The following is a 26,076-nucleotide window of genomic DNA, read 5'->3' on the forward strand; positions in this document are numbered from 1 at the left end:
GGGGGACCGATCAGGCGCCGGCCGGGCAGCACCTGCCCCCAGGTGACGGCGTCCGCAGGTCGACGCGGATCGCCTCCAGGAGAACTCCGGACGCCTGCTCGACCACGACGGGCGCGCGAGCCCGCAGTGGATCGGCCGGGCCGGACGGGGCCGGCGGTAGCGGGACGAGGGTGCAGTCGGTGACCACCACGTCTCGGTATTCCAGCACCCGCACCGAGTGGTCGACCTCGCTGCGTCCCCAGCCCGCGATCCGCACCGCGTACAACGGGCCGTTCCAGGCGACGTGGATCCGCGACACCCGGATGCGTTCGCCGATCGAGGTGCCGTGCGCCCGGTGGAAACGGTCGGTGTTGTCGCCGGGCAGCAGCCGGAAGCCGATCTCCACCTCCGACAGGCAGGCCCGGTCCACCTCGACGTCGTGCACCGAGCTGAGGTAGAAGCCCTCGAAGGCGTCGGAGACCCGCAGGTCGGAGATGGTGACGTGATGCGGGTGGTAGGAGGGGCCACGGATCGCGTCGACCCCGTCGCCGACCGCTCCCCAGTGCACGGCGACCCCGGTGCAGCCGCCGACGATCGTCACGTCGGAGATTACGACGTCCCGGACCGCACCGACCAGGGTGACGCAGTTGGCCGTCCGGGTGCCGGGACGCTCCACCCGGACACCGTGGATCCGTACGTCGGAGATCCACTCCGTCTCGGTCGGATAGAGGTACCTGCCGACGGTGACCGCGGTGCCCCGGTCTCCGCCGTGCGTGCCCGGGGCACACGGCGGCGGTCGCAGACCGATGTCCCGCACGGTGACCCGCGAGCCGAGCACGTGGATCAGCGGCTCGCCGTCCGACGCGGACGAGGTCAGCCAGGTCCGGACCGTACCGTCCGCCGGTGGGGCGCCGGTCAGGGTCCAGCCGGCGCCGACGACCAGCCCCCGGTCGAGCGGGTAGGTGCCGGCCGGCAGCCGCAGCGTGCCGCCGGACCCGGACGCCAGGATCCGCTCGACAGCGACCCGGTTGGCCGTCGCGTCGTCGGTGAGCACCAGGTCGTGGCCGGGGGACCCGGTCATGTCCACTCCAGTTCGACGACCCGGCAGACGACCTCGCAGACCCGTCGACGCATCGCGGTGGCGTCGGGTTCGTCCACTCCGATCAGCACCGGACCCGGCGTCGTCCGGGTGACCACCACGTCGAGCGTCTCCGCGTCGTCGGTGGTCACCACCACCCGGCAGTCACCGCCGTCGACCAGGTTCGCGGCGCGTACGCGGAGCTGCTCCGGGCGCGGTGGCCCGGTGAACGGCGACGCCTCGAACAACGCGTACCCGGCCCCGCGCTGCGCCACCCGGACCGCCTTCAACACGGTCTGTGCCTTGCCGCGACGCATCCACGCCCGACGGGGGTCGCGGATGGCGGAGGGAGCCACCGAGGCGGTGGTCACCCGGAGGCGGCACCGCACCGACGTGGCGTCGGCGTTGACCACGACGAATCCGGTGCGGGCGGGACCCTCACCGCGCCCGCGTGCCCCCACCAGACCACCGGCGCTGGCCAGGCCGGTGTGCTGGGCGGCCTGCCCGGTCACCCGGCCCGAGGTGCCCGGCGGATCGACGTCGTCGAGCGCGGTGACCTCCACCTGGTTGATCCGTACACCGACCGCGGCCAGCGCGCTCAACGACGGGGACGCCCACGCCGGCAGCGTCGCCTCCGCCACCTCGACGATCAGCAGCTCGTCCGCGCCGATCTCCTCCGCGCCCAGGTCGAACTCGACCCAGGCGTGCGCCTCGACCATCCGTAGCCGGCCGTGCTGACGGCGGATCAGGGCGGCGACCCGGTCGGTGCCCTGTGCCCGGACCATCACCAGCCGGGGCAGCTCGCGGACGCCCCGGGTCGGTGCGGCCACCCGGGACCAGGCGGTCTGCGAGGCGCCGTCGACGTGCAGGTCGACGCGGACGCGGACCGCCCGCCCGCCGGTGCGGACCTTGAGGACGACCGCGCCGGAGACGCCCTGGACCCGTCCCAGGATCGCGACGCCCCGGGCCATCCGGTCGGCCACCAGCACCTCGGAGTCCGCGCCCGAGGCGAAGAGCGCGGGCAGACCGCGTGGCGCGGCCGGCTCGTCGAACTCGGTGGCGAACCACGTGCCGACGGCCACTACCGGACTCCTTCCGGCGCCCGCAGGTCCGTCCGGGTCAGCACCGGTTCGCGTCGGGTCCACATCCGCGCGACGGCGTCGAACAGCGGATCGGCGTCGCTCTCGATGTGCCGGAACGCGGTCTGCACCGCCTTGAGCAGATACCCGGCGGGCCACACCTCCCAGTGCGGCACCTGCGGGGTGACCAGGTCGCTGGCGCTGCGATAGAACCAGAGCCAGAGTCGCGCCCGCTCGACCTGCTCGACCGAGATCAGCTCCTGCCCACCGCAGAGACCGCTGACCGCCGCGTCGAGCGCCTTCCGGTACGCCTCCGGATCCTCCACCACGGTGGACAGACCACACTCGCTCCACTCGGACCACCCCGCCTGGATCACCGGGATGCCGTACGCGGGCAGCTCGTTGCTCACGCTGCCCCGGACGGTGACGCCCAGGTCGACCAGGCTCCACAGGCCGTTCTTGCTCAGCTCGCTGCTGGGCTGGAACACCATGTGCCGGTGCCGCCCGTGGCGGGCGGCGACCGAGTCGAAGAAGCCGGTGCTGTCGTAGCGGAACTGGCTCGGGTGGTCCTGGAACAGCCACTGCACCTCCGTGCAGGTGCCGGCATACCGCGCGGTCTCCTCGAACCAGTCGGCCAGGGTGGGGAAGGACTGGTGGTTGGTGCCGGGGGCGTCGGAGACCGCGTGGTTGAAGACCGCCACCACCGGCCGGGTCGGGTCGAAGCCCAGCCGCGCCGCGAAGTGGGTCCGCAGCCGGGCCCGTTCCGCGCTGTTGCTGATGTCCACGGAGGCGCTCGCACCGCCGCGCCACCAGCTCGGCCGACCCAGGTTGACCTTCGACCGCCAGGCCACCAACTCCGCGTTGCGCCGCACCTCGTCGCGCCGCGACCAGACGCGTTCGGCGAAGAAGGCGCCGATCTGGTGGGTGAGTTCACCCCGGAACGTGTGCCGGCCGGTGTCCGCCTCGGGGAACAGCGCGTACGCCTTCAGGCACCCGGTCTGCTGGGTGTGCACCACCGGTACGCCGGCCCGCCGCGCCGAGTCCACCGCGAGCCCCCAGTGGTCGTAGTCGACGTGACTGGTCACCAGCGCCACCACGGATCCGCCACCGAGCAGGGCGTCGTAGCCGGACGAGATGGCCCGGGCCAACGCCTCCCGCCGCCGGTAGCGGGGGTCGGCGCCGGGCTCCTCGGGCGGGCGGGGCCGCCTGGTCACCCGGCAGTAGGTGGCGCTGACGAACTCGGCCAGCGTCGCCGCGTCGATCGACGGGCCGGGGGTCAACCGCCTGCCGAACAGCTCCACCGGCACCTGCTCGGGCGTACCCGACCGGGCCGGGCCCTCGACAAGCTGATAGAGGTCCACCACCTCGGTCGCGCCGTACGCCCGGGCGAGACGCTCGACGAGCTTCACGTCGAACTCGGTCCACAGCGCCTCGTGCCACATCTGCTCGACGCCGGTGACGACGACGAGCTGGGCGGGCACGATCCGGCGGATCGCGTTGGCGACCGCCAGGTTGCGCATCGCCACTCGGATGTCCTGGTGGAACACCTCGACGACGAGGTACCGCTCCGACGACGCGGCGCCCACGTTCTTGCGCCAGTAGACAGCGGCGGAGTCGAGGAACGCCTCGAACTCCTTCTTGTCAGCCCCGAGCCACACCCGAAACCCGTCCTTCTCCCGATACGTGAGTCGGCGTCGGACGCTACGGCCACGGTACGCACGGGAGCCGAACGGACGGTGACCGGCCGGTGAAGAACCCCGATCCGGCGCGGCGGGCGCACCCAGCAGTGCGACGGTGATCTGTTCACCGGGGCATCGGTGGCCGGTGCGGGGGTCGCCGCCGCCCCCTTGCCGAACAGCGTGCCGCGGATCGGTTCCGGGATCGCCCCGTGCCGCCGGACGTGGCGCTCGTCGTAGAAGAAGCGGGCGGATCAAACCGGCCCCGCCGGACACGAACGGGGCGGGGCACGCGCGCCGAGCCCACCGTCGGCGGTGGTAGCGGGGTGGCGCAGCGGTTGCGGGAACCCGGTAAGTAAGTGTTTACTTATGTGATGGGTCGTCGGGACGAGATCATCGACGTGGCGCTGCGTCTCTTCGCCGAGCAGGGCTACCGGGCCACCACGATCACGCAGATCGAGGCCGCCGCCGGGCTGTCTCCCGGCGCGGGCGGGCTCTACCGCCACGTCGGGTCGAAACGCGAACTGCTCGTGGCCGCCTTCGACCGGGTCCTACACAGTCGCCGTGCCGCACAGGCCCAACCCGGGATCGCCGACCTCACCGCCCCGCGTACCGCGATCGCGGTCGCCGGCCGGGCGGTGCTCGCCACCGTCGAGGCGGACCGGGACCTCTACCGACTCGTCCTACGCGGCGGCGGCGACCTGCCGGTCGACCTCACCGACGTCTACCAGCGGCTGTTCCAACCGGGCTTCGACGAGGTCGCCGCCTGGCTGGCGCAGCTCGCCGGCGACCGTCCCCGGTTCGACGCGGAGGCCGTCGCCGCCGTGAGTCTGTCGTCGCTGTTCTATTTCGCGATCAGCGAGTTCACCTACGGCTGCCCGCCGGGACACGTCGCGCGGGACCGCTTCCTCGCGGCGTGGGCCGAGGGGCTGCTCGCCCAACTCGGAGCGTGACATGAGGACCGTCTTCAGCGGCGGCACGATCCGCACCATGGACCCCGCCCACCCGGTCGTCGAGGCGGTGGCGATCGACGGCGAGGTGATTCTCTCGGCCGGGGACGCGGTGACCGTACGCGCCGCCGCCGGCCCCGGCGCGCCCGTGCACGACCTCGCCGGCCGGACCCTGCTACCCGGCTTCGTCGACCCGCACCACCACCTCTATCTGGTGGCCGCTGACGAGCACACCCGGGCCTTCGACGCGCATCCCGCGACACTGCGCGAGCTGCTCGACCGGATCGCCGCCGTCGTCCGTGCCGACCACGGCACCGGCTGGCTGCGCCTGCACGGGGTACGCCCGCTGCACCTGGCCGAGGGCCGCCTGCCGACCGCCTCCGAACTGGACACCGCCTGCCCGGACCGGCCGTTGCACCTGTTCTCGGTCACCTATCACGAGTCCACGGTCAACTCCGCCGGCCTGGCCGCCCTCGGGTACGGCAGCGCCACACCCGACCCGGGCGGCGGCCACCTGGAACGGGACCGCCGTGGACGCCCCACCGGCGTCCTCGTCGAACAGGCCAGCTTCGTCGCCGAGTCGCTGACCCGCCGCGCCACCGGCGACGACGACGCCTGGGTGGATCGCGCCGTCGCGCACAGCCGGATCCTGGCCCGGCACGGCATCACCCGCATCGGCGACCTCGCGGTGCCGCCGGAGGGCGCCGCCCGGTACGCCCGCGCCGCGCCCGAGTTGGCGGTGACCGTGCACCGCTGGCATGTCGGCGCGGCCGAGATCGGTGACCCCACCCTGCCCGACCTCGACCCGGATCGGGATCACGGACATCCCCGTACCCCGCTCGGTGGCTTCAAGCTCCTCGTCGACGGCGGCGAGCGGTGCGACCTGTGCCTCACGGGTGGACAGATGCTCCGTTCGGTCGCCGGCATGCCCCGGGCGCTGCTGCGGCACGGGCGCCGGGCCCTGGCCCTGTCCCGGCGTGGTGGCACCCCGACCCGCCGCCCGGACGGCCGCTGGCACAACGGCCTTCGCGTGCTGGATCGTGACCGGCTGACCACCGCCGTCCGGGCGGCGGTCGACCGTGGCCTGCCGCCGGCCCTGCACGCGGTCGGAAACGGTGCCCTCGCCGACGCCCTCGCCGCCGTCGACGGGCTCGACACCCCGATCCGGATCGAGCACGCGATGGTCTGCGATCCGGCCACCGCGCGTCGGCTCGCCGACGCGGGCGTGCACGTGGTCACGCAGCCGTCCTTCCTGCACGACCTCGGCGCGGAGCTGACGGTGCTCCCGTTGCCCGCACCGTTGCGGCTCGTCCCGCTGCGCACGTTGCGCGACGCCGGAGCGTCCGTGGCGGCCAGCACCGACTATCCCGCCGGCACGCTCTCGCCTCTGGTCGGCATCCAGGCCGCGGTCACCCGACGCGTGGCGGGCGGCGACATCGTCCACCCGGACGAGGGTCTCACCGTCACCGAAGCCCTGGCGGCCTACACCCGGGACGCCGCCGTGGCGCTGGGGCTGGCCGGCCGGGCCGGTGTGCTGCGCCCCGGGGCCGCCGCCGACCTGGTCGAACTGGACCAGGACCCGGTGCACGCCGACCCCGACCATCTCGGCGACATCGCCGTCACCGGCACCTGGTGCGCCGGCCGCCGGACCGCCTGAGCCGCCCTCGTCCCGAGACGGTCAGGTCGACGCGACGACGGTGGTCCACGCTCCGGGACCGGAACGTGGACCACCGTCGGGTCAGCGATCGCGTCGAAGATCAGAACTCACATTGCTGCGGGAACTTGGCGCAGGTGGAGATCGAGGCACCCCGCGCCGGGATGTCGCTCCACCGGTCGGCGTCGACGTCGGCCAGCGAGCCGTCACTGATCGAGTCGACGATGGCCCAGAGCCCGTCGACGTTCTGCTTGATCAGGTAGCCGCTGCTCTTGTGGCCGATGCCGCCGCGCGACTCGAAGAACATCGCGTTGCTGCGCCAGTTGGCGTACTCGCCGCGCGGCCCGGGGCCGTTGAGCATGGCGGCCGAGGTGACGCCCTCCGGGATGTTGATGTACGGGTAGCGGGTCACGTTGACCACTCCGCTGCGACCCGCCGCGTCCGCGGCCACCACGCCCATCCGGCGTACGGTGTCCCACTGCTGCGGGGTGAGCATGCCAGGGTCGAGGGAGATGCCGACCGAGAACGTGGTCATCTCGTCGGTGTCGCCGACGACGTACGTGCCCTGGTGGTGCAGGTCGATGATGTGGTGTGGTTTGAAGTCGGCCCAGACGTACCAGAACGCCTGCGACTCGACGGCACGGTGCCGGGTGTAGTTGGCGAAGGCCTGCTCGGACAGCGGCGCCTGACCGAGACCGGCCCGGACCGCGTTGAGCCGGTCGAAGATCGGCCGGTCCACTCCCCAGTCGCGGTTGAGGTCGACGTTGTGGACGCTGTCCTGCCGCCGGTACGCGTCGGAACCGTCCGGGTTGTAGATCGGGACGACCGCGAAGCTGACCTGCTGCAACACCTCCCGCGCGTGCTTACCGCCGGAGACGAGCGTCTTCAGGAAGCCCAACGAGGCCTCGGCGCCGTACGGCTCGTTGCCGTGGATGCGGCCCTGGATCCAGATCCGGGTGCTGCCGGTGCCGATGAAGGCCACCTCCAGCGGGCGGCCCTGGCCACTGCGGCCGACCTCCTGCACCCGCAGGGCGCCCTTGCTGCGGGCCTGCAACGCACGCAGCTCGGCCGAGACCTCGGTGGCGCTGAGCATCGAGGAGCGGTTGACGGTCTCCTGGTTCGGCGGCACGAACGGCCCGTTCGCCTGGGCGGTTCCGGGTACGACGGCGGGGGCGAGCAGGAGCGCGGCGAGGAGGATGAGATGCCGGCGACGTGGTCTGGACACTGGTGACGTCCCTTCTCGGGTGACCGCGGGTAGCGCCCAGCAAGACGATCGTGTGCGACTCCGCGCGCCGGTGAGCGCCGCTGTGCTGGCTGGCTGCGACCTTCCCGGTCGGAAGGCTCCGCGGTGCGCTCATTCAACAAGGGGGCGTTTTCGCAGGTCAAGGGCGGTGGAGAAGTTCCGTCGTCTGTTCAGGATCGGGTGCTCGCGGCTCCGTCGAATGTCCTACGCGGCCCGCTCCGCCACCCGTCGCCGGGTACGCCGATGGCGGCCATCGCTCTGCGCGATGGCCGCCATCCGCCGACTCCGGCCCCGGCGTCGACCGGGGCCGGAGTCGACTCCTACAGGTTGGCGCAGTATCCGACGCTGTGGGTGCTGGCGCCGGGTTTCAGGGTGCGGTTCCAGTCCACACCGCTGATCCGGTAGCTGCCGTCGTCCTGGCGTTCCCGGGTGAAGTTCCACGCGGTGTAGATGTCGCCCTCCAGGTCGACGATCGCGGTCCAGGCCACCGGCTTGTCGCCGGTGTTGGTGGCGGTGACGGTGGCGCAGTAGCCCCCGCCGCTGTCGGAGTTCCACCGGGCCACCCGGGTGAGCGTGACCTCCACGGTGGAGCCCTCGACCAGCCGGCCGACGCCCCAACGGGCGGTGCTCTGGTAGCCGACACCCTCCTGCTCGGCCCAGTTGCGGATCGACGTGCGCGTACCACCGGAGGCGTCGTTGACCTGGAAGTCCAGGCCGTGGAACGTGTCGATGCCGCCGTACTCGAGCAGGCTGATCGCGGCCTCGACGGTGTAGCCCGTCGCGGTCCGCACGGCCGCGCTGGTCAACCGTCCCGCCTGGAACCCCTCGTCACCGGTGCCGAACGACACCACGTTGTCGGCGTTGATCCGGATCTGGGTGTCGTCGTAGCGGAAGGAGCCGTTCTTGGCGTTGCCCGCGTCGACGTAGATCTCGACCGAGTCCTGGGTCCACGGGTCCGACCCGGAGACGTCCACCTCCGGATCGGTCACCTCGGCCAGCACGTAGAGCGTCTGGTCCCGCCACAGCGTACGGACCTGCGCCACCGCCCCGTCGGTGCCGGAGACCTGCTTCGCCGTGGTCACCGTGCTCGCCTGCGCCCAGACGGTGTCCACCGTGCCGTCGACCACCGGCGCGCTCGGTGCCCGGCGCACCTCCAGGTACGACAACTCCTCCACCAGGGTCAGGGTGCCCACCGCACCCGGCGTGTTCCAGCCGGAGGTGGTGCCGTCGTCGGTGACCCGGACGTCGAGGGAGAGCGTGTCGCCCCGGGTCGCCTCGGTCAGCGGCAGGTGGGCGACCAGGTGGTAGCCGCCGTCCCGGGCCGCCGCCACCGCCGGTACGTCACCCGTGCCGTCCCGCCGGACCCGGTAGGTCTCCCCGTTCAGGACGAACTCGACCCGGTCGTCGGCGGAGACCGTGGCATCGGTGACCGTGACGTAGGCGGTGAGGTGGTCCGGTGCCCAGCGCAACTGGAACCGGGCCGCCTCCTCCACCGGGTGCAGCGGCAGCTTGCGCCAGGTCAGATCCGTCGGTGCGGCGGCCGTCAGGGGTACGTCCCCGGCGAAGACGGTGGCGGTGCGCAGCCGGGCGGGCAGCTCCCCGTCGACCGCGCCGTAGTAGGCGGGCTTGGCGCGCAGGCTGTCGTCGAAGAGCAGCGGCGCGCCGTTGCCGGACCGCCACGAGCGACCGTCGGTCAACCCCCACACGGTGACGGCCAGCAGATCGTCGGTGTGCTCCCGGAAGATCCGGAACGCGTCCCGGTAGTAGTAGCCCTGCTCGATCAGGTTCGCCTGGGTGACCGGCGTGCCGGTGGTGACGTCGAGTTCCGTGACGGCCTGCGTCACCGGCAGGTCGGTGAACGCGTCCAGCGCCGCCTCCAGGCTGCTCACCGGCGTGGCCAGCGAGACGTGGAACTGGTGGCCCACGCCGTCGACCGGCACACCCCGGGCGATCAGCCGCTCCACCAGTGCCCGGTAGCGGGCCTGCTTGCCGCTCTGCTCGGTGTTGTAGTCGTTGATGAACAGGGTCACCGGGTCGGTGCCGTCGACCGCGTACACGTCGTTGAACGCCTCGTCGGCGTACTCGAACGTCAGGTCGATGAAGGACTCGCCGAGGATCCGGTACCACTCGCTGCGGCGCAGGCCGTCGGTGTACTCGCCGCTGTCGCTGACCACCTCGTTGACCGCGTCGAAGGCGTTCAGCGGGTTGGTGGCGGAGCCGAAGGCGCCGTACCGCTCACTCAGTGACCGGGCGACGGCGAAGATGTGCGTGCGCAGCCGCTCGCGCAGCACCTGCTGGTCGGCGGCGGACGTGCCCAGCGGCTGCCCGGCCGCGTCCTGGAAGAACCAGGCCGGCGTCTGGCTGTGCCAGACCAGCACGTGACCGTAGACCTTCAGGTCGTTGTCGCGGGCGAAGTCCATCAGGGTCAGCGCCTGGTCGTGCGGGCGGAAGGCGCCCTCGTCGTCGTACCAGGCCTCCGGCTTCATGTGGTTCTCCGCCGTGATCTGGTTGAAGTGCCGGGTCAGCAGTTGCGCGGCGGCACCCTCGGTCTCCCGGCCGTCGATCGCCACCCCGACCGGGAAGTCGGTGGTCTCGTGTATGCCGGTGAGGTCCTCCACCACCGGCGGCTCGGGCACCCGGACGACGATGTCGTCGGCGAGGAAGTCACTGGTGTTGCCGGGCACGTCCGCGCCCTGCCAGCGGGTCTCGACGTAGAGGTACGCGCTCTCCGCCGCCGGCACCGTGAAGCGGGCCGTCACCTGCGTCCACCCGGTGTTGGTGACGGTGGTGAACTGGGCCAGGGTGGCGAACGACTGGCTGCCGCCGCTGGTGCTGGCCAGGCTGAGCCAGACCTCGTCGGTCGGCTGGCCCTCGGCGAAGCGCAGCCAGGCGCTGAACTCGTACGTCACACCCGGCTCGACGAGCCCGGTCACGTCCCGGCCGAGCCCGGCGCCCTGGTTGACCCGGTCGCTGACCAGCGCCGCGGCCTCCCCGCCGTGTGCGACGTCGGTCAGCGTGACGCTCGGCGCCCCCGGCCCGCCGTCGCGTGGGCCCCAACCGTCCAACCCGTCCTCGAAGTCGGTGTCGACGACCACCGTGCCCGGCGCCGGTCCGGTGCCGCCGTCCGGCGCGGTGACCAGTACGTCGTCGAGCAGGAACGGGGTGGTCCCCTCCGCCTCGACGTAGAGGGTGGCCGCGCTGAGCCCGGTGGGCAGCGTGTAGTCGCCGCCGATCCGCACCCACTCGTCCGCACCCGCGGACACGCTGTCGCCGATCCAGGTGTACGTGTTGTCGCCGCCGTCGGCCGGCGTCGACTCGACGGTGAAGTGCACACCGGCGGTGCCCTCGGTGCCGGCCGGGAGCTTCACCCAGGCGCTGACCGAGTAGCGGGTACCGGGGGTGAACAGGGCCGTCGCGCTGGTCGCCGGGCCCTGCCAGTTCGCCGTCCGGCCGGTGATCGAGAGGCTGTTGTCGCTGTCGTGGCCCTCCGGCGCGATAGCGAGGGTCACATCGCCCCGAGCCCCCCACGGCGCGTACGAGCCGGACTCGAAGTCGGAGGAGAGGACGGTCTGCGCGGCGGCGGCCGGACCGGGTGCGACGGCGACCGCCGCGACGAGTGTGGTGGTGCAGAGGACGGCGAGAAGTCGCGATCGCTGTCGCGATCGGCGAGCGGATTTCCAGAAGCGCATCGGTGTTCCCTTTACGCGATCGGGGCTGGTGGCGGGGTGATTCACCGGAGGCGTACCGGACGCATCCAAGCGCGTGCATGTTATGTCGGACCGAATGTCGTGACCAGAACTTCCGGAAAGTTTCGGAAAATGGATCGGTAACGATCGGCCTGACGGAGGTTGACAGCGATGTGTAAGGAAGGGTCCCCTGCTATGCACCAGGCGATAGCAGGGGACCCTTCCTTACCTCCGGAACTGACGGGAACGGTCGCCGCGTCAGGCGGTACGGGTCACAGCCCGGCCGCCGCGTCGTACCGGCGCCGCAGGTCGGCCATCTCCCCGGGCTCCAGCGACTCCTTCTGCGCCAGGTCGGCGTACTTCGCCGGGAACATCTGCCGCAGCCGGTCGATGAAGAAGACGTCCTCGGTCGCCTCGACCACCTGGATGCCCGGCGGGTTGGTGGAGCGGTCCATGATGACCGGACCGGCCAGCTTGACCGCCCAGTCCCAGGTGCGCTTCTGCTCGGCCACCCCGCAGAGGTGGAAGCCGTAGACCGTCCGGACGTCGGCGATCGAGGTCACCTCGGCCGGCTCGAAGCCGTAGACGTGGACCCCGCAGACCACCTCCGGCGGCGTCTCCTGCCCGTCGGCCGCCTGCTGGGGCGTATGGCCGGCGTGGTTGTGCTGCCCCGGGTCCGCCTGTTCGAGCGTGGCGCGCATCCAGGTCATGAGCTGCCCGCGCAGGTCCGTCGGCTTCGTGTCCGTCTCGGCCGCGCTGACCAGCGCCACTGCGGTCACCGAGACCGTCAGCACGATCACCGCCACCCACACGAAGCGGTTCCGGTACCACCCCGCCACACTCTGTCGGGAAATCATGACTGCTTCTCACCTCGTCGCCGGTTCTGCTGCGTCGGCAGATCACGTCGGACACCCCCGGCACGTCCGCGCCGCAGCCGCGTCGCTGACGAGAACCGAAGGACACACGTACGGCGGGGACACCTGCCCGGAAATGTGCCCGTCGTCGTGGTGATGGCCTGGCGATGCGGCGCGCGACCGTCTGCCGATGCGGCGCGCTGCCGGCATAGCACTGCTCCCGTGCTGGCCGTTCCCAGCGCGTTTGCCCCCGCGCTGCGGCGATATGAGCCATTCCAGCATGCGCGGACCAGGTCCGGCAACATCGACCGTCGCCGAGGTGGCTATTCCGTCCCGTGGGCCATCGCGAGGTCGTGAAGAGCGTCGACCACCGGCTGACCGGGCGGTGGATCTCCCGATCGACTCATCCGGCGTGCTCCCGCGGGTCCGGCCGGCCGACGGCCAGCGCCAGGAACGGCCGGGCGGTCAGGTCGTACCCACCGGCGACGCCGGACGGCGCGGCCGGATGCGGATTCCGGAACAGGCATCCGCCGAAACCCCGCCGCACCGCCAGCAGGTGGGCAGCGTGCAGGCTGGCGCCGGAACGCAGCAACAGGGTGAGGTGGACGTCGACGCCCTGCCCGGTCGGCGCGGTGCCCAGATCCCACACCGGCGCCAGCACGCACGGCGCCGTGGCGAACGGGCCCGAGGCCAGCCCGGCCATCGCCTCGGCCGCCGGTAGCCCGGCCGCGTCGATCAGCTCGCCGTCGCGGTACTCGTGGACGCCCGGGGTGGTGCCGGTGACCGCGCGGACGAACACCAACCAGCGGGCCGCGTCGGTGTCCTCCGGTGCGACCGGCTGCGCGGCGTCGACGGCGGCCTGACAGACCCGCAGCACGTCGGCGCGGGGCAGCGGGTCGGCGAGGTACCGCCGCACCGGCCGCCGAGTCCGCAGGAGAGGGTCCACGTTCTCACCGGAGAGCCGGGACACCGGGATCGGCAGCCGTGGCAGGGGGCGACCGGCCAGCGGCGTTCGTCGCCGGGCCGGGTGAACCAGGCCCGTGGCCCGGTCGCCCGACGAGTTGTGCCGGGGCGGCGGGTTCTCACTCATCGACACCTCCGGAGGAGATCAGAACGCCGGTGGCCGTTTCGTCCCGACCGGCCCGGCCGCCGGTGGGCGGGCCCGCCCAGACCGTGGTGGGCGTGGCGGTCCGGACCGTCGGCGGTCCCGATGCCGACGGTCCGGACCGCCACGCCCACCGGAGTGGCCCCGGGTGGGGTCGGTCGCCGCCGGTCGTCAAGCCGCCCGCTCGGCCGGCTGCTGCATCCGTTCCCGCATGTACACCTCGACAGCCACCGTTTGGGAAGATCATCGATTGGCGGCCGATGGTACGGTCTCCGGCGTATCCGTCGCGCACAATTGGCGTACAAATGAATTGTCCTCGACTCTTGGCGGTCGGCCGGTCCGGCCGCGCGACGACGCGGTTCGGATGGTGTCCGGTCCCATGACTCAGGCCGTCGGCTGAGGTGACTGATGCTTCTCCGCTTCCACCTTCTCGGCCCGTTGTCGGTGTCCCGGGACGGGCACCCGGTCGACCTCGGCTCGGTCAAACAACGACTGCTGCTGGCCCTGATGTTGACCCGACCCGGTGAGGCCGTACCCGCCGACGAACTGGTGAACGTGCTCTGGGGTGACCAGCCGCCGGCCTCCGCCGCAGCCAACATCCGCACCTACGTGCGCGGGCTGCGGCAGGCGATCGACTGCGACGGCCGGATCGTCACCACCGCCGGTGGCTACCTGCTGCGGGTGGAGGCGGAGGAACGCGACCTGGACCGCTTCGACGCCGCCGTGGCGCGCGGGCGCACCGCCGTGACCTGCGGCGATCCGGTTCGTGCCGAGGCCGAGTTGGCGCAGGCGCTGGCGCTGTGGCGAGGCCCCGTCCTGGCCGGGCTGCCGTTGCCCCGGGCGCTGTCGCGCTGGGTGGGGCAGGTGACCGAGCGGCGTCTGCTGGCCGAGGAGGACCACGCCGGCACCCAGCTCGCGCTCGGTGCGGCGGCGCAGGTGATCCCCCGACTGCGGGCCCTGCTCGAACGGCATCCGCTACGGCAGCGTGCCTGGGCGCACCTGATGACCGGCCTGTACCACAGCGGGGACGTGGCCGGAGCGACGGCGGCCTTCCGGCAGGCCCGGCAGGTGCTGGCCGAGGAGACCGGAATGGACCCGGGGCCCGAGCTGACCCGCCTGCACGACGACATCCTGCACCACCGCTGCCCGCCGCCCGGCCCGCCACCGCGTGCCGAACCCGCGCCCGCCACCGCCCGGACCCGACCGGCGCAGCTGCCGCTCACCACGCCCGACTTCGTCGGCCGTCGGGAGCAGCTCGCCCGCCTCGACGCGGTCGTCGGACATCCGGCCGGCGGACCGACCTCCGTGGTCGTCACCGTGGTGTGCGGGATGGCCGGGGTCGGCAAGACCACCCTGGCGCTGCACTGGGCGCACCGGGCCGCCGACCGCTTCCCCGACGGGCAGCTCTACGTCAACCTGCGTGGCTACGACGAGGGCGAGACGGTCTCCCCGGCCGACGCCCTGCTCGGCTTCCTGGAGGCGCTGGACGTACCACTGGCCCGCATACCCAGCAGCCAGCACGCCCGCACCGGCCTGTACCGCAGTCTGCTGGCCGACCGCGAGATGCTCATCGTGCTGGACAACGCCCGCGACGCCGACCAGGTGCGCCCGCTCCTGCCGGGCGCGGGTCGCTGCGTCGTCGTGGTGACCAGCCGGGACCAGCTCAGCACGCTGGTCGCCGTCGAGGGCGCCCGACTGCTGACCCTCGACGTGCTGACCGACACCGAGTCGACGCACCTGCTGCGCAGCCGGGTCGACGGCAGCCGTCTGGACGCCGAACCGGCCGCCGTCGCCGAGATGATCGAGGCTGCCGGCCGGCTGCCGCTCGCGCTCTCCATCGTCGCGGCCCGGGTGGCCACCCGGCCCACGTTCCCGCTGGAGGCGGTCGTCGCCGAGCTGCGGGCCCCGGAGACCCGGCTCGCGGTGCTCGCCGACGGCGACGTACGGCGGGTGTTCTCCTGGTCGTACGAGGCGCTGAGCCCGGACGCGGCACGCCTGTTCCGCCTGCTGGGCCTGCACCCGGGACCGGAGCTGAGCGGCTTCGCCGCCGCCGCGCTGCTCGGCTGGCCGCGTGTCGCGGTCGCCCCGGTGCTCACCGAACTGACCCGGCTGCACCTGCTGACCGAGCACCGTCCGGACCGGTACGCCTTCCACGACCTGCTGCGGTCGTACGCGGCCGAGTTGTCCCACGCCGACGAGCCGGCCGACCAGCGGTGGGCGGCCCATCGCCGGTTGTACGACCACTACCTGCACAGCGCCGAACCGGCCGGTCGCCTGGTGCAGCCGCAGTGGCCGCCGGTCACCGCGCTGCCGGCGTTACCCGGCAACGTCCGCGTGCCGATGGTCGACCAGGACGCCGCGCTGGCCTGGTTCACCGCCGAACGGCACGTGCTGCTCCGGGTGGTCCGGCAGGCCACCGCCACCGGTTTCGACGCGTACGCCTGGCGGCTGGCCTGGGCGCTGACCACGTTCCTCGCGCCGGGCGGGCTCTGGCAGGACCAGTTGACCGCCCAGCAGGCCGCGTTGGAGTCGGCGGAACGTCTCGGTGACCTGGAGGCGCAGGCCACCGCCAACCGCCTGCTCGGCCGGGCCGCCTACCGGTTGGGCGAGTACGACACCGCCGGTGACCGCCTCCAGCGCGCGATCACGTTGTACGAGAAGCTCGGCGACCAGGACGGACTGGCGCAGACGCTGCACAACTACACCGAGCACTGCTTCGTGCTCGGCCGACGGGACGAGGCGTTGACGCACGCCCACGAGGCGTTGCGCCTCTACCGGCTCGTCGGCAACCGGGCGGGCGAGGGGCGGGCGCTGAACGCGATCGGTTACCTCCACGCCGTGCTGGGCAACCACCGGCAGGCGATCGCGGACTGCACCGAGGCGCTCGCCCAGCAACGGCTGATCGACGACCGCAACGGGCAGGCGGCGACGCTGGACAGCCTGGGCTTCGCCTATCACGGCATGGGGGAGTACCAGTCGGCGGTGGACTGCTACGAGCAGTCCATCGAGTTGTTCCGGAACTCGGCCGACCGCTACCACCAGGCGGAGACCCTGACCCGTCTCGGCGACACCCGCGCCGCCATGGACGACCTCGACGGGGCGACGGCGGCCTGGCGGCTGGCCGCCTCCATCTTCGACGACCTGGGCGACCCGGCCGCCGAGGGCGCCCGGCGTCGGCTTGCCGAGGTGCCGCGCTCCGGCTAGGCGGCGCGGCGCCGGTCAGCCGAGGAAGCGGTGCAGGGCCTCGGTCAGCCCGGCCGGGTTCTCCTCGGCCACGTGGTGACCGGACTCGATCGGGTGCCCGCGCAGGTCGTCGGCCCACGGGCGCCACACGGCGAGCGGGTCGCCGTACAGGTCGGCCAGGTCGTCGCGGGTCGTCCAGAGCAGCAGCGTGGGACAGCGGACGGTACGCCCGACCCGCCGGTCGGCCTCCTCGTGCTCGCGGTCGACGCCGAGGCCGGCCCGGTAGTCCTCCAGCATCGCGCGGACCGTGGCCGGGTCGTGGACGGCCTGGCGGAACTCCCGGTGGTTCTCGACGCCCATGGTCTCCGGCCGGGCCTTGTCGCCGTACCAGGCGTCCGGGTCGGCACCGATGACGCGTTCCGGCGTGTCCGGCTGGGCGAAGAAGAACCAGTGGTACCACCGCCGGGCGAAGGTCGCGTCGCAGCGGGCGAGGGCCTCACTGATCGGTACGCCGTCGACGACCACCAGCCGGTCGACCGCGTCGGGATGGTCCAGGGCCAGCCGGAGTGCCACGTAGCAGCCCCGGTCGTGGCCCACGGCGGTGAACGTCGGATGACCCAGCGCCCGCATCAGCCGGACCATGTCCCCGGCGACCGCACGCTTGGACTGCTGCGAGTGGTCGGGCCGGATCGGCACCGTGCCGGACTGCCCGTAGCCGCGCATGTCCGGGCAGACGACGGTGTACCCGAGGTCCACCAGGCGTGGGGCGACCCGGTGCCACGTCGCCCCGGTCCGGGGGTGTCCGTGCACCAGCAGCACCGGGGGGCCGTGCCCGCCGTGCCGGACCCGTAGCTCCACCTCGCCGACGTCGATCCGTTCATCGGTGAATCCGTCGAACATGCACGAGACGTACCCCGATCGCTGCCCGGCCAACAGTGACGCGGCCGGGTCCGGCAGAGGTCCCGCCGTACTAGCTATGCACGCCGGTGCCGGGCCGGATCTGCCCCGTCGATGCCTTCGCGGATCGTCACGGAGGGACCGCGAGCGGCGCGGCAGCACGGCGAACGCAAGGTATCGAATCGGATTCCACCTGCGGATCGGATCTTCCCCTGTTGGTGGGTCGCATGCTACGAATACGTATGCACAACCGTCCCAGACAGCAAGGAGCGGTAGCAGTGTCGAGCCGGGCCCAGCACGGTGGGGTGTCCACCGCACACGAGACGGACGGTTCACCGGCCGTGCCGCGCACGGCGTCGGAGGCCGCCGACGCGGACGACCGGCAACTGCGCTTCACCGCGGTCGCCAAGCGCTACCACGACTTCCAGGCCGTCCGGGAGTTCGACCTCGAGGTGCGCGGCGGTGAGTTCCTCACCCTGCTCGGCCCCTCCGGCAGCGGGAAGACGACGGTCCTGTCGATGGTCGCCGGCTTCCAGACGCCGACGGCGGGAACGATCCACCTGGGCGGGCAACGCCTCGACCGGCTGCCCCCGGAGCGCCGCGACATCGGCATGGTCTTCCAGAGCTACGCGCTGTTCCCGCACATGACCGTGGAGCGCAACGTGGCCTTCCCGCTGCGCATGCGCGGCATCCGTGGGGCGGAGCTGAAGCGCCGGGTCTCGCACGCCGTCGACCTGGTGCAGCTCGGCGCGCACGCGCACAAGTACCCGAGTCAGCTCAGCGGCGGGCAGCAGCAGCGGGCGGCGCTGGCCCGGGCGATCGTGTTCGAGCCGCCGGTGCTGCTGATGGACGAGCCGCTCGGCGCGCTGGACCGCAGGTTGCGCGAGGCGGTGCAGTTCGAGTTGGTCAACCTGCACCGCCAGATCGCGTCCACGATCATCTACGTCACGCACGACCAGGACGAGGCGCTCACCATGAGCGACCGCATCGTGATCATGAACGAGGGCCGCATCGAGCAGGTCGGCACCCCGCGCGAGATCTACGCGAGCCCGGCGAACGCCTTCGTCGCCACCTTCATGGGCGAGTCCGTCGAGTTCCGGGGCCGCGTCGAGCGGATCACCGACGGCACCTGCGCCCTGCGGACCGCCGACGGCGCCCTGGCGTACGGCCGGACCAGCCCCGGCCTGGCCACCGGGGACGAGGCCGTGGTGGTGGTGCGACCCGAGCGGATCGCCCTGTCGGCCGGGTCCGGACCGGCCGCCGACGGCCCGGACGCCGGGATGTCCGGGCGGATCACCGAGGTGCTGTACATGGGTCAGCGCAGCCGCTACACGGTCCTCGTCGGCGGCGACACCGTGCTGCACCTGATCCGGGAGAACACCGTCGGCATGGCCGGCTACACCGCCGGTGACGAACTTCTCCTGCGCTGGGCCGCCGACGAAGCGGTGGTGTTGCGGTGACCGGAGTCCCCGTCCGCGTCCCGGACCCCCGGCCCACCGCCGACTCGCCGCAGCAGGACCCCCCGACCGGCGCCGGGGCACCGGCACCCACCCGACGGTCGCGGTTCGACCGGACCGCCCTGCTGCTCCTCCCGGTGCTGGCCTTCTACGCCCTGACACTGGCCTATCCGGTCGTCCGGCTGGCCACCCAGAGCCTTCCCGCCGGCGACCCGTTCCGGCACTACCGCACCCTGCTCACCGAGTCGCTCTACCTGGAGGCGCTCGGGCGTACCTTCGTCTACGCCGCCGTGGCGATGCTCGGCGCGCTCGTCATCGGCTACCCGCTGGCCTACCTGATGTCGCACGGACCCCGGCTGGTCCGCGCCACCGTCACCACGCTCGTGGTCATCCCGTTCTTCGTGGCGCTGCTGGTGCGCACGTTCGGCTGGATGACCATCTTCGCCCGCAACGGACCCGTCAACACGGTCCTGCTGAAGCTCGGCGTGGTCGACGAACCGCTCCAGCTGATGTACACCCAGCAGGCGGTGCTGATCGGCATGATCGCCGTGCTGTTGCCGTACATGGTGCTGCCGCTCTACACCGTGATGCGCCGGATCGACCCCCGCCTGACGCAGGCGGCGAACGGGCTCGGCGCCGGTGGCCCGGCCGCCTTCGCCTTCGTGTTCCTGCCGCTGAGCATGCCCGGCGTGCTCGCCGGCTGTGTGCTGGTCTTCATGCTCGGCCTCGGCTTCTTCATCACGCCCGACCTGCTCGGCGGCTCCGGCGAACAGGTCTACCCGGTGCTGCTCAACCGCACCCTCACCACCGCCGTCGGCGAACCCGCGTTCGCCTCCGCCATGTCGATGGTGCTGCTGGTGGCCGCGTTCGTGGTGCTGCTGGCGGTGTCCCGGGTGGTGCCGATCGGCTCCATCTGGCGTCCGGAGAACGCCGCCGTGTCCCGGCGGGGCGGTGGCGCCCTGGACGCCGGCTGGCGCAGCGCGACGGTGCTGGCCCGGGTCGGGCGGCTGCCGTCGGCCGTCTACCGCCTGCCCGGTCACCTGCTGGCCGGGCTCGGGCTGGCGCTGTGCCTGGTGCCGATGCTGGCGGCGGTGCTGATGTCCTTCCAGCGGTCGACCTTCGCCGCGTTCCCCTCCACCGACCTGACCACGAACTGGTACCAGGAGTTCCTGGCCGACTCGCGGTGGGTGGACGCGTTCCTGACCAGCATCCGGCTCGGCGTGGTGGTGGCGGTCCTGGTCACCGTCCTGAGCACGCTCGCGGCGCTGGCGCTGGTCCGGGGCACCTTCCCCGGCAAGGACCTGATCATGGGGCTGATCGCGACCCCGTTGATCATCCCCAGCGTGGCGCTCGCCTTCGGGCTCTACCTCGTGCTGTTCAACCTGCGACTGGACGGGTCCTTCACCGGGCTGGTCATCGGACACGCCATTCCGGCCGTACCGCTGGTCACCCTGATCCTGGTGGCCAACCTGCGCGCGTTCGACTACCGGCTGGAGCAGGCCGCGCGCGGTCTGGGCGCGTCACCGGTGCGCGCCTTCCTCACGGTCACCTTCCCGGTGCTGCGGCCCGGCTTCCTCGTCGCCGCCTTCTTCGGGTTCCTGACCAGCTTCGACGAGCTCGTCTTCACCATCAGCCTCGCCGGCACCGGGTTGCGCACCCTCCCGCTGCGGCTCTGGGAGGACCTGCACGTGCGCTTCTCGCCGATCCTCGCGGTCGTCTCGGTCGCCGAGATGCTCGTGGTGATCACCGTGCTCGGGGTGGTCGCCCTGATGCTCCGTCTCCGCCAGCGCCGTACCGGCATGAAGGGATCGATCCTGTGAGCCGTGACTACCTCAGCGTCGACCCCCGCACCGGCGAACGGATCGGCCGCTCCGCCACGCTGACCCCCGACGCGACCCGGCAACTCGTGGGCGAGTCGGCCGGTGCCCAACGGCGCTGGCGGGAGCGCCCGCCGGCGGAGCGCGCCGACGCGTTGCGGGCCCTCTCCGCCGCCCTCGGCGCGGCCCGGGACGACCTGGCCCACCTGCTGGTCCGCGAGATCGGCAAACCGGTGGCGCAGTCGGTGGCCGAGGTCGACAAGTGCCGGGCGCTGTGCGACGGGTTCGCCGACCACGCCGACACCCTGCTCGCCGACCGGCGGCCCCTGGCCGGGGACCTGCCGGCCCGGATCCGGTTGCGTCCCACCGGAGTGATCCTCGGCGTGATGCCCTGGAACTTCCCGTACTGGCAGGCCCTACGGCTGGCCGTACCGAACCTGCTACTCGGCAACACCTGCCTGGTCAAGCCCGCGCCGAACGCCGCGCTCTCCACCCTCGCCCTGGCCGACGTCGTCGCGCGGGCCGGTCTGCCGCCCGGCGTGTTCACCCCACTGCTGGTGTCGGAGTCGGCCGTGGCCGACGTGATCGCCCACCCGGCGGTCACCGGGGTCTCGGTCACCGGCAGCGTCACCGCCGGCGCGGCGATCGCCGCCGCCGCCGGAGCCGCTGTCAAGAAGGTCGTGCTGGAACTCGGCGGCTCCGACCCGTTCATCGTGCTGGCCGACGCCGACGTCGAGGCCGCCGCGTCCGCCGCCGCCCGGTCCCGGCTGGGCAACGCCGGGCAGAGCTGCGTGGCCGCCAAACGGTTCCTCGTCGAACGGCCGGTGGCCGAGGAGTTCCTCGCCGCGCTGACCGACCGGTTCGCCGCCCACCGGGTCGGCGATCCGGCCGACCCACGGACCGACGTCGGCCCGCTGGCCCGCGCCGACCTGCGCGACCTGCTGCACACGCAGGTCCGCGAGTCGGTCGCCGCCGGGGCGAGGGTGGTCCTCGGCGGCGAACCGGTCGCCGGCGCCGGTTTCTACTACCCACCGACCATCCTCACCGACGTGCCGGTGGACGCACCCGTGTGGCGGGACGAGACCTTCGGGCCGGTGGCACCGGTCCTCGTCGCCGACAGCACGCAGGACCTGCTGCGGCTCGCCGACAGCGACGAGTACGGCCTGGGCGCGAGCGTCTGGACCACCTCGCCGGAACGCGCCGACCACCTCGCCGACGCCCTGCCGGCCGGCATGGTCTTCGTCAACGAGATCGTGCAGAGCGACTGGCGGCTGCCCTTCGGCGGTATCCGGCGCTCCGGCATCGGCCGCGAACTCGCCGCCGACGGCTTCGGCGAGTTCGCCAACGTCCAGACCCACTGGTACGGCCCGCCACCGGCCGGGCCGTCCACCTCCGAGTAGCGCGCGACGACCACCGCCCCCACCGTGCCGAACGACCGAGTGCGCCAGTCAACGGGGCCGGAGCGCCCAGCGATGAAATGGAGCCGATCGACATGACCCCACCTACCGGACGATATGCCCACGCCCGCCGTACCGGCCGGGCCCTGCGCCACGCCGCCGCCGCACTGGCCGCGGTCACCCTCCTCGCCGCCTGCGGCAGCGACACCGGATCGGACGCGCCGGCCGCCGGCGACTTCGAGGGACGCCCGTGGAACACGGGTGACCTGAGCGGCAAGATCACCAACGTCGGTTTCGGCGGTACCTTCTCCGACACCGAGTTCGAGCACGTGTGGCGACCCTTCACCGCGATCACCGGCGTCGAGGTCGTCGAGGTGCCGTGGTCGACCGACATCTACAACCGGATCGAGAGCCAGGTCGGTGCCGGACGCGTCGACATCGACCAGTTCAGCGTCACCGCCGGCAACTACGAGCAGTTCGCCGACTGCTGCCTGGAGGACATCGACTACTCGCTGTTCCCGAAGAACGTGCTGGACACCATGGACGACCAGTACAAACTGCCCAAGGCGATCGGGTACGCCGAGGCGTCCATCGTGCTCGCCTACAACCTCGACTCGTACCCGAACGCGGACTCGCGCCCGACGTCCTGGGCCGACTTCTGGGACGTCGAGCGCTTCCCCGGCAAGCGGTCCCTGCAGAACTTCGAGCCGGTGAAGGTGATCGAGGCCGCGTTGCTGGCCGACGGCGTCACGCCGGAGCAGATGTACCCGCTCGACTTCGACCGCGCCTTCCGCAAGCTGGAGCAGATCAAGCCGCACGTGGTGAAGTGGTGGGGTTCCGGCACCGAGGCCCAGCAGTTGCTCGCCACCGGCGAGGCGACCATGGTCGCGATGTCCAACGCGCGCATCGAGGACCTGATCGACCAGGGCGCCCCCGTCGCGTACACGCTCAACCAGGCTCTCGCGCACGTGGACTTCCTCGCCGTGCCGAAGGGCGCGCCGAACGTGAAGGCCTCGATGGCCAGCATCGCCTTCCGGTTCGAGCCGAGCATCGGCGCCCGCATCGGTGAGGCGTGGCGGCAGCCGATCCCCTCGACGGCGATCTACGAGGCCGCCGACAAGTCCCTCGCCGACCACTGGACGACGTCCACCAACAACGTGCCCGAACTCGGCGGCGTCCCCAACGACATCACCTTCCGGATCGACTCCTTCTACTGGTACAAGCCGTACAACGGCACCGACCGCAGCAACTACGACGTGGTCAACGAACGGTTCCAGAGCTTCATCGCCGGCTGACCGTCGCCGGGGCGACCGGTACCGCCGGCCGCCCCGGCCGACCACCCCCACCGTCCCCACGCCGCCTCGCGCCACTCGTGCCCCGCACGCCGCCCGAGGACCCGGCGCGCCGCCGCGCGTCCACGGTCCGCCCCGGCACCCGGGCGGTCGCCCGGCACGAGACCGGTGTGACGCCGGGCCCAGTAAGGAGCCTGCCCGTGACCACCACGCCGTCCCGTCGTCGCCCACCCTCGGCGGCCGACCGGCCGCCGACCACCTCCCGGCTGTGGCACCCGTTCTCCCACCTCCGCGACACGCTCGCCAGCGAACTGACCATCGTCGAGGGACACGGCGCGCGGGTACGCGACAGCGACGGGAACTGGTACCTCGACGCCACCGCCGGACTCTGGTACGCCAACGTCGGCCACGGCCAGTCCCGGATCGCTACCGCCGTCGGTGAGCAGGCCGGTCGTCTCGCCGCCTACTCCACCTTCGGCGACATGGCCAACCCGGCCGCGCTGGCGTTGGCCGACCGGATCGCCGAGCTCGCCCCGATGCCGGACCCGATGGTCTTCCTCACCTCCGGCGGCTCCGACGCGGTCGACACGGCCGTGAAGATGGTCCGCCGCTTCTGGACACTGCGCGGCCAGCCCGAACGCGGCGTCGTCATCTCCCGGGACCTGTCCTACCACGGCATGCACGGGCACGGCACCGCCCTGGCCGGGATCGCGGCCAACAGTGCCGGCTACGGCCGGGTGGCGGCACCGGGCTTCCACCGGGTGCCGCACGACGACGCCGAGGCGCTGCGCCGCACCATCGACGAGATCGGCGCCGCGCAGGTGGCGGCCTTCTTCGTGGAACCCGTCATCGGGGCCGGGGGAGTACACCCGCCGCCACCCGGCTACCTGGCCGAGGTGGCCGAGATCTGCCGGCGCAGCGGTGTGCTGCTCGTCGCCGACGAGGTCGTCACCGGCTTCGGGCGCACCGGCGACTGGTTCGCCTCGGCCAGCTACGGCATCGAGCCGGACCTGCTGCTGTTCGCCAAGGGCGTCACCTCCGGGTACGTGCCGTTGGGCGGGGTGATCGCGGCCCGCCGGGTCTGGGAGGCGTTCACCGACGACACGGCGGGCGTGTTCCGCCACGGCTACACCTACTCCGGGCACGCGGTGGCCTGCGCCGCCGCGATCGCCAACCTGCGCCTGCTCACCGAGGACGACCTCCTGCCCCGGGTGACCGTGCTGGCCGGGCGCCTCGCCGATCGGCTGCCGGCGCTGGCCGGGTTGCCCGGTGTCCGCGAGGTCCGGCACGCCGGACTGCTCGGCGCGGTCGCGTTGGACGTCGACCGGGACCCCGGGCTGCCCGACCGGGTGGTGCGGCAGGCCCGGGCCTCGGGCGTGCTGACCCGGGTCATCAACGGCGACAGCCTCCAGCTCTCACCGGCCTTCGTGCTCACCGACGACCAACTCGACCAGATCGTCGAGCGGCTCGGTGCGGCGATCACCACAGCGGCGCAACCGGCCCGGACCGGTTGAGCGCACCGGGTCGTACCGCTCGGCCCCGTCGGGCCGCCGCCGAGCCGTGGTGGCCCGACGGGGCGGCGGCGGCCCGGGGGTGGGGTCAGGCGCGTCCGCCGGCCCGGGCCCCGCAGGTGTCCCGGATCACCAGCTCGGCCGGCAGCACCTCCTCGACCGGCGGGCGCTGGCGGTCTGCGCCGCCGATGCGGTGCATCAGCAGGTCGAAGGCGCGTCGCCCCATCTCGGGGGCCGGTTGGCGGACCGTGGTCAGGCCGATCCCCTTCAACGCCGCCACCGGCACGTCGTCGAAACCGACCACCGCGACGTCCTGCGGTACCCGGATCCGGCGGTCGTGCAGGGCGTCGATGCAGCCGAGCGCGATGACGTCGTCGGCGCAGACGATCGCCGTGGGCGGCTGCCCGGCGGTCAGCAGCCGGTGTGCGGTGATGCCACCGCTGAGGTGGGTGAAGTCGCCGTGCACGACCAGCTCCGGGTCGACGTGCAGACCGACCTCGGCCATCGCCCGCTGGTATCCCTCCAACCGGAGCTGGTTGGTCGAGGTGTCGGCCCGCCCGCCGGCGAACGCGATCCGGCGGTGGCCGAGCCGGATCAGATGCTCCGTGGCGATCGCCCCGCCGCGCCGGTTGTCGATGTGCACGCTGTCCACCGCGCTGCCCGACAGCGTGCGGTTGACCAGCACGACCGGGGTGCCCGCGCGGATGACGCGTTGCAGGTCGTCGCCGCCGCTCTGCAACGCCGAGGTGAGGATCGCGCCGTCGACCTGGTGCTCCACCAGCAGCTTCAGGTAGTCCATCTGCCGGCGCGGGCTCTCCTGGGTGTTGCCGAGGACGACGTTGTAGTCGTGCTCGGCGGCGGTGGCCACGATCGCCTCGATGAGCTGCGGATAGAACGGGTTGGTGATGTTCGAGACCACCAGGCCGATCAACTGGCTGCGGCCGGTGATGAGCGTCCGGGCCGCCGCGTTCGGGGTGTAGCGCAGTTGTTCCATGGCCGCGATCACCCGGTTGCGGGTGACCGCGGTGATCCGGGGGTTGTTGTTGAGCACCCGGGAGACCGTCGACTGAGACACGCCCGCCAGCTTGGCGATGTCGTGACTGCTCACCTTCCGACGTTGCCCGGGAGGCTGTGCCTCGACACCGGGTCCACCAGTCATCTCGCCATCCATCGCATCAGTGGGCCGCGCGTCCGTATCGGCCGGTCGGGCCCGCGACC

General features: G+C 72.3%; 17 protein-coding genes. 8 read left to right on the forward strand and 9 right to left on the reverse strand.

The window, feature by feature from the left end; all coding sequences use genetic code 11:
• Window positions 1-10 precede the first annotated feature (10 nt).
• Genes HUT12_RS14875 through HUT12_RS14885 form a run of 3 tightly spaced genes read right to left on the reverse strand, consistent with a single transcriptional unit; the run spans window position 11 to window position 3,794 of the window.
• Window positions 11-1,060: a hypothetical protein gene (locus HUT12_RS14875; RefSeq protein ID WP_176093764.1), complete on the reverse strand. Its 1,050-nt coding sequence runs from the start codon at window positions 1,058-1,060 to the stop codon at window positions 11-13.
• Window positions 1,057-2,139, reverse strand: a complete 1,083-nt coding sequence (locus tag HUT12_RS14880) for a hypothetical protein (protein WP_176093765.1) — start codon at window positions 2,137-2,139, stop codon at window positions 1,057-1,059. The genes HUT12_RS14875 and HUT12_RS14880 overlap by 4 nt, the downstream gene beginning before the upstream one ends.
• Window positions 2,139-3,794, reverse strand: a complete 1,656-nt coding sequence (locus HUT12_RS14885; RefSeq protein ID WP_176093766.1) for a hypothetical protein — start codon at window positions 3,792-3,794, stop codon at window positions 2,139-2,141. The genes HUT12_RS14880 and HUT12_RS14885 overlap by 1 nt, the downstream gene beginning before the upstream one ends.
• A gap of 392 nt (window positions 3,795-4,186) precedes the next feature.
• On the opposite strand from HUT12_RS14885, the gene HUT12_RS32595 reads away from it, so the two are divergent.
• Both HUT12_RS32595 and HUT12_RS14895 read left to right on the forward strand, forming a co-directional pair.
• Complete coding sequence (locus tag HUT12_RS32595; protein WP_131053353.1) at window positions 4,187-4,765, forward strand: TetR/AcrR family transcriptional regulator; 579 nt, start codon at window positions 4,187-4,189, stop codon at window positions 4,763-4,765.
• 1 nt (window position 4,766) lies between these two features.
• Complete coding sequence (locus tag HUT12_RS14895; RefSeq protein ID WP_176093767.1) at window positions 4,767-6,419, forward strand: amidohydrolase; 1,653 nt, start codon at window positions 4,767-4,769, stop codon at window positions 6,417-6,419.
• A gap of 100 nt (window positions 6,420-6,519) precedes the next feature.
• On the opposite strand, the gene HUT12_RS14900 is transcribed toward HUT12_RS14895, so the two are convergent.
• The 4 genes from HUT12_RS14900 to HUT12_RS14915 form a co-directional block, all read right to left on the reverse strand.
• On the reverse strand, window positions 6,520-7,641 hold the full coding sequence (locus HUT12_RS14900) for a M14 family zinc carboxypeptidase (protein WP_176093768.1): 1,122 nt from the start codon (window positions 7,639-7,641) through the stop codon (window positions 6,520-6,522).
• A gap of 338 nt (window positions 7,642-7,979) precedes the next feature.
• Complete coding sequence (locus tag HUT12_RS14905; protein WP_176093769.1) at window positions 7,980-11,348, reverse strand: endo-1,4-beta-xylanase; 3,369 nt, start codon at window positions 11,346-11,348, stop codon at window positions 7,980-7,982.
• 269 nt (window positions 11,349-11,617) lie between these two features.
• Window positions 11,618-12,202, reverse strand: coding sequence for a hypothetical protein (locus HUT12_RS14910; RefSeq protein ID WP_131053357.1), 585 nt, complete (start codon window positions 12,200-12,202; stop codon window positions 11,618-11,620).
• Between the two features lie 400 nt (window positions 12,203-12,602).
• On the reverse strand, window positions 12,603-13,289 hold the full coding sequence (locus tag HUT12_RS14915) for a hypothetical protein (protein WP_131053358.1): 687 nt from the start codon (window positions 13,287-13,289) through the stop codon (window positions 12,603-12,605).
• A 423-nt stretch (window positions 13,290-13,712) separates the two neighbouring features.
• On the opposite strand from HUT12_RS14915, the gene HUT12_RS14920 reads away from it, so the two are divergent.
• Window positions 13,713-16,508: a BTAD domain-containing putative transcriptional regulator gene (locus HUT12_RS14920; protein ID WP_176093770.1), complete on the forward strand. Its 2,796-nt coding sequence runs from the start codon at window positions 13,713-13,715 to the stop codon at window positions 16,506-16,508.
• Between the two features lie 15 nt (window positions 16,509-16,523).
• Here the strand turns inward: HUT12_RS14920 and HUT12_RS14925 are convergent, their stop codons facing one another.
• Complete coding sequence (locus tag HUT12_RS14925) at window positions 16,524-17,387, reverse strand: alpha/beta fold hydrolase (RefSeq protein WP_131056065.1); 864 nt, start codon at window positions 17,385-17,387, stop codon at window positions 16,524-16,526.
• Between the two features lie 275 nt (window positions 17,388-17,662).
• Here HUT12_RS14925 and HUT12_RS14930 point away from each other — a divergent pair, with 275 nt between their 5' ends.
• From HUT12_RS14930 to HUT12_RS14950, 5 genes are all read left to right on the forward strand, one after another.
• The gene (locus HUT12_RS14930) at window positions 17,663-18,844 is read left to right on the forward strand and encodes an ABC transporter ATP-binding protein (RefSeq protein WP_161595038.1); all 1,182 of its coding nucleotides are present in this window, start codon (window positions 17,663-17,665) and stop codon (window positions 18,842-18,844) included.
• A complete protein-coding gene (locus HUT12_RS14935) occupies window positions 18,841-20,661 on the forward strand; it encodes an ABC transporter permease subunit (protein WP_176093771.1) in 1,821 nt (606 codons plus the stop codon). The genes HUT12_RS14930 and HUT12_RS14935 overlap by 4 nt, the downstream gene beginning before the upstream one ends.
• A complete protein-coding gene (locus HUT12_RS14940; RefSeq protein ID WP_176093772.1) occupies window positions 20,658-22,058 on the forward strand; it encodes an aldehyde dehydrogenase family protein in 1,401 nt (466 codons plus the stop codon). Before HUT12_RS14935 ends, HUT12_RS14940 begins: the two co-directional genes overlap by 4 nt.
• Before the next feature lie 92 nt (window positions 22,059-22,150).
• Window positions 22,151-23,350: an ABC transporter substrate-binding protein gene (locus HUT12_RS14945; protein WP_176093773.1), complete on the forward strand. Its 1,200-nt coding sequence runs from the start codon at window positions 22,151-22,153 to the stop codon at window positions 23,348-23,350.
• 197 nt (window positions 23,351-23,547) lie between these two features.
• Window positions 23,548-24,861 (forward strand): aspartate aminotransferase family protein, encoded by a 1,314-nt coding sequence (locus HUT12_RS14950; protein WP_131055677.1) that lies wholly within the window; start codon window positions 23,548-23,550, stop codon window positions 24,859-24,861.
• Window positions 24,862-24,946: 85 nt separating this feature from the next.
• On the opposite strand, the gene HUT12_RS14955 is transcribed toward HUT12_RS14950, so the two are convergent.
• The gene (locus HUT12_RS14955) at window positions 24,947-25,966 is read right to left on the reverse strand and encodes a LacI family DNA-binding transcriptional regulator (protein WP_161595029.1); all 1,020 of its coding nucleotides are present in this window, start codon (window positions 25,964-25,966) and stop codon (window positions 24,947-24,949) included.
• Window positions 25,967-26,076: the final 110 nt, after the last annotated feature.

The sequence above is a fragment of the Verrucosispora sp. NA02020 genome (assembly GCF_013364215.1).
GTDB lineage: Bacteria > Actinomycetota > Actinomycetes > Mycobacteriales > Micromonosporaceae > Micromonospora.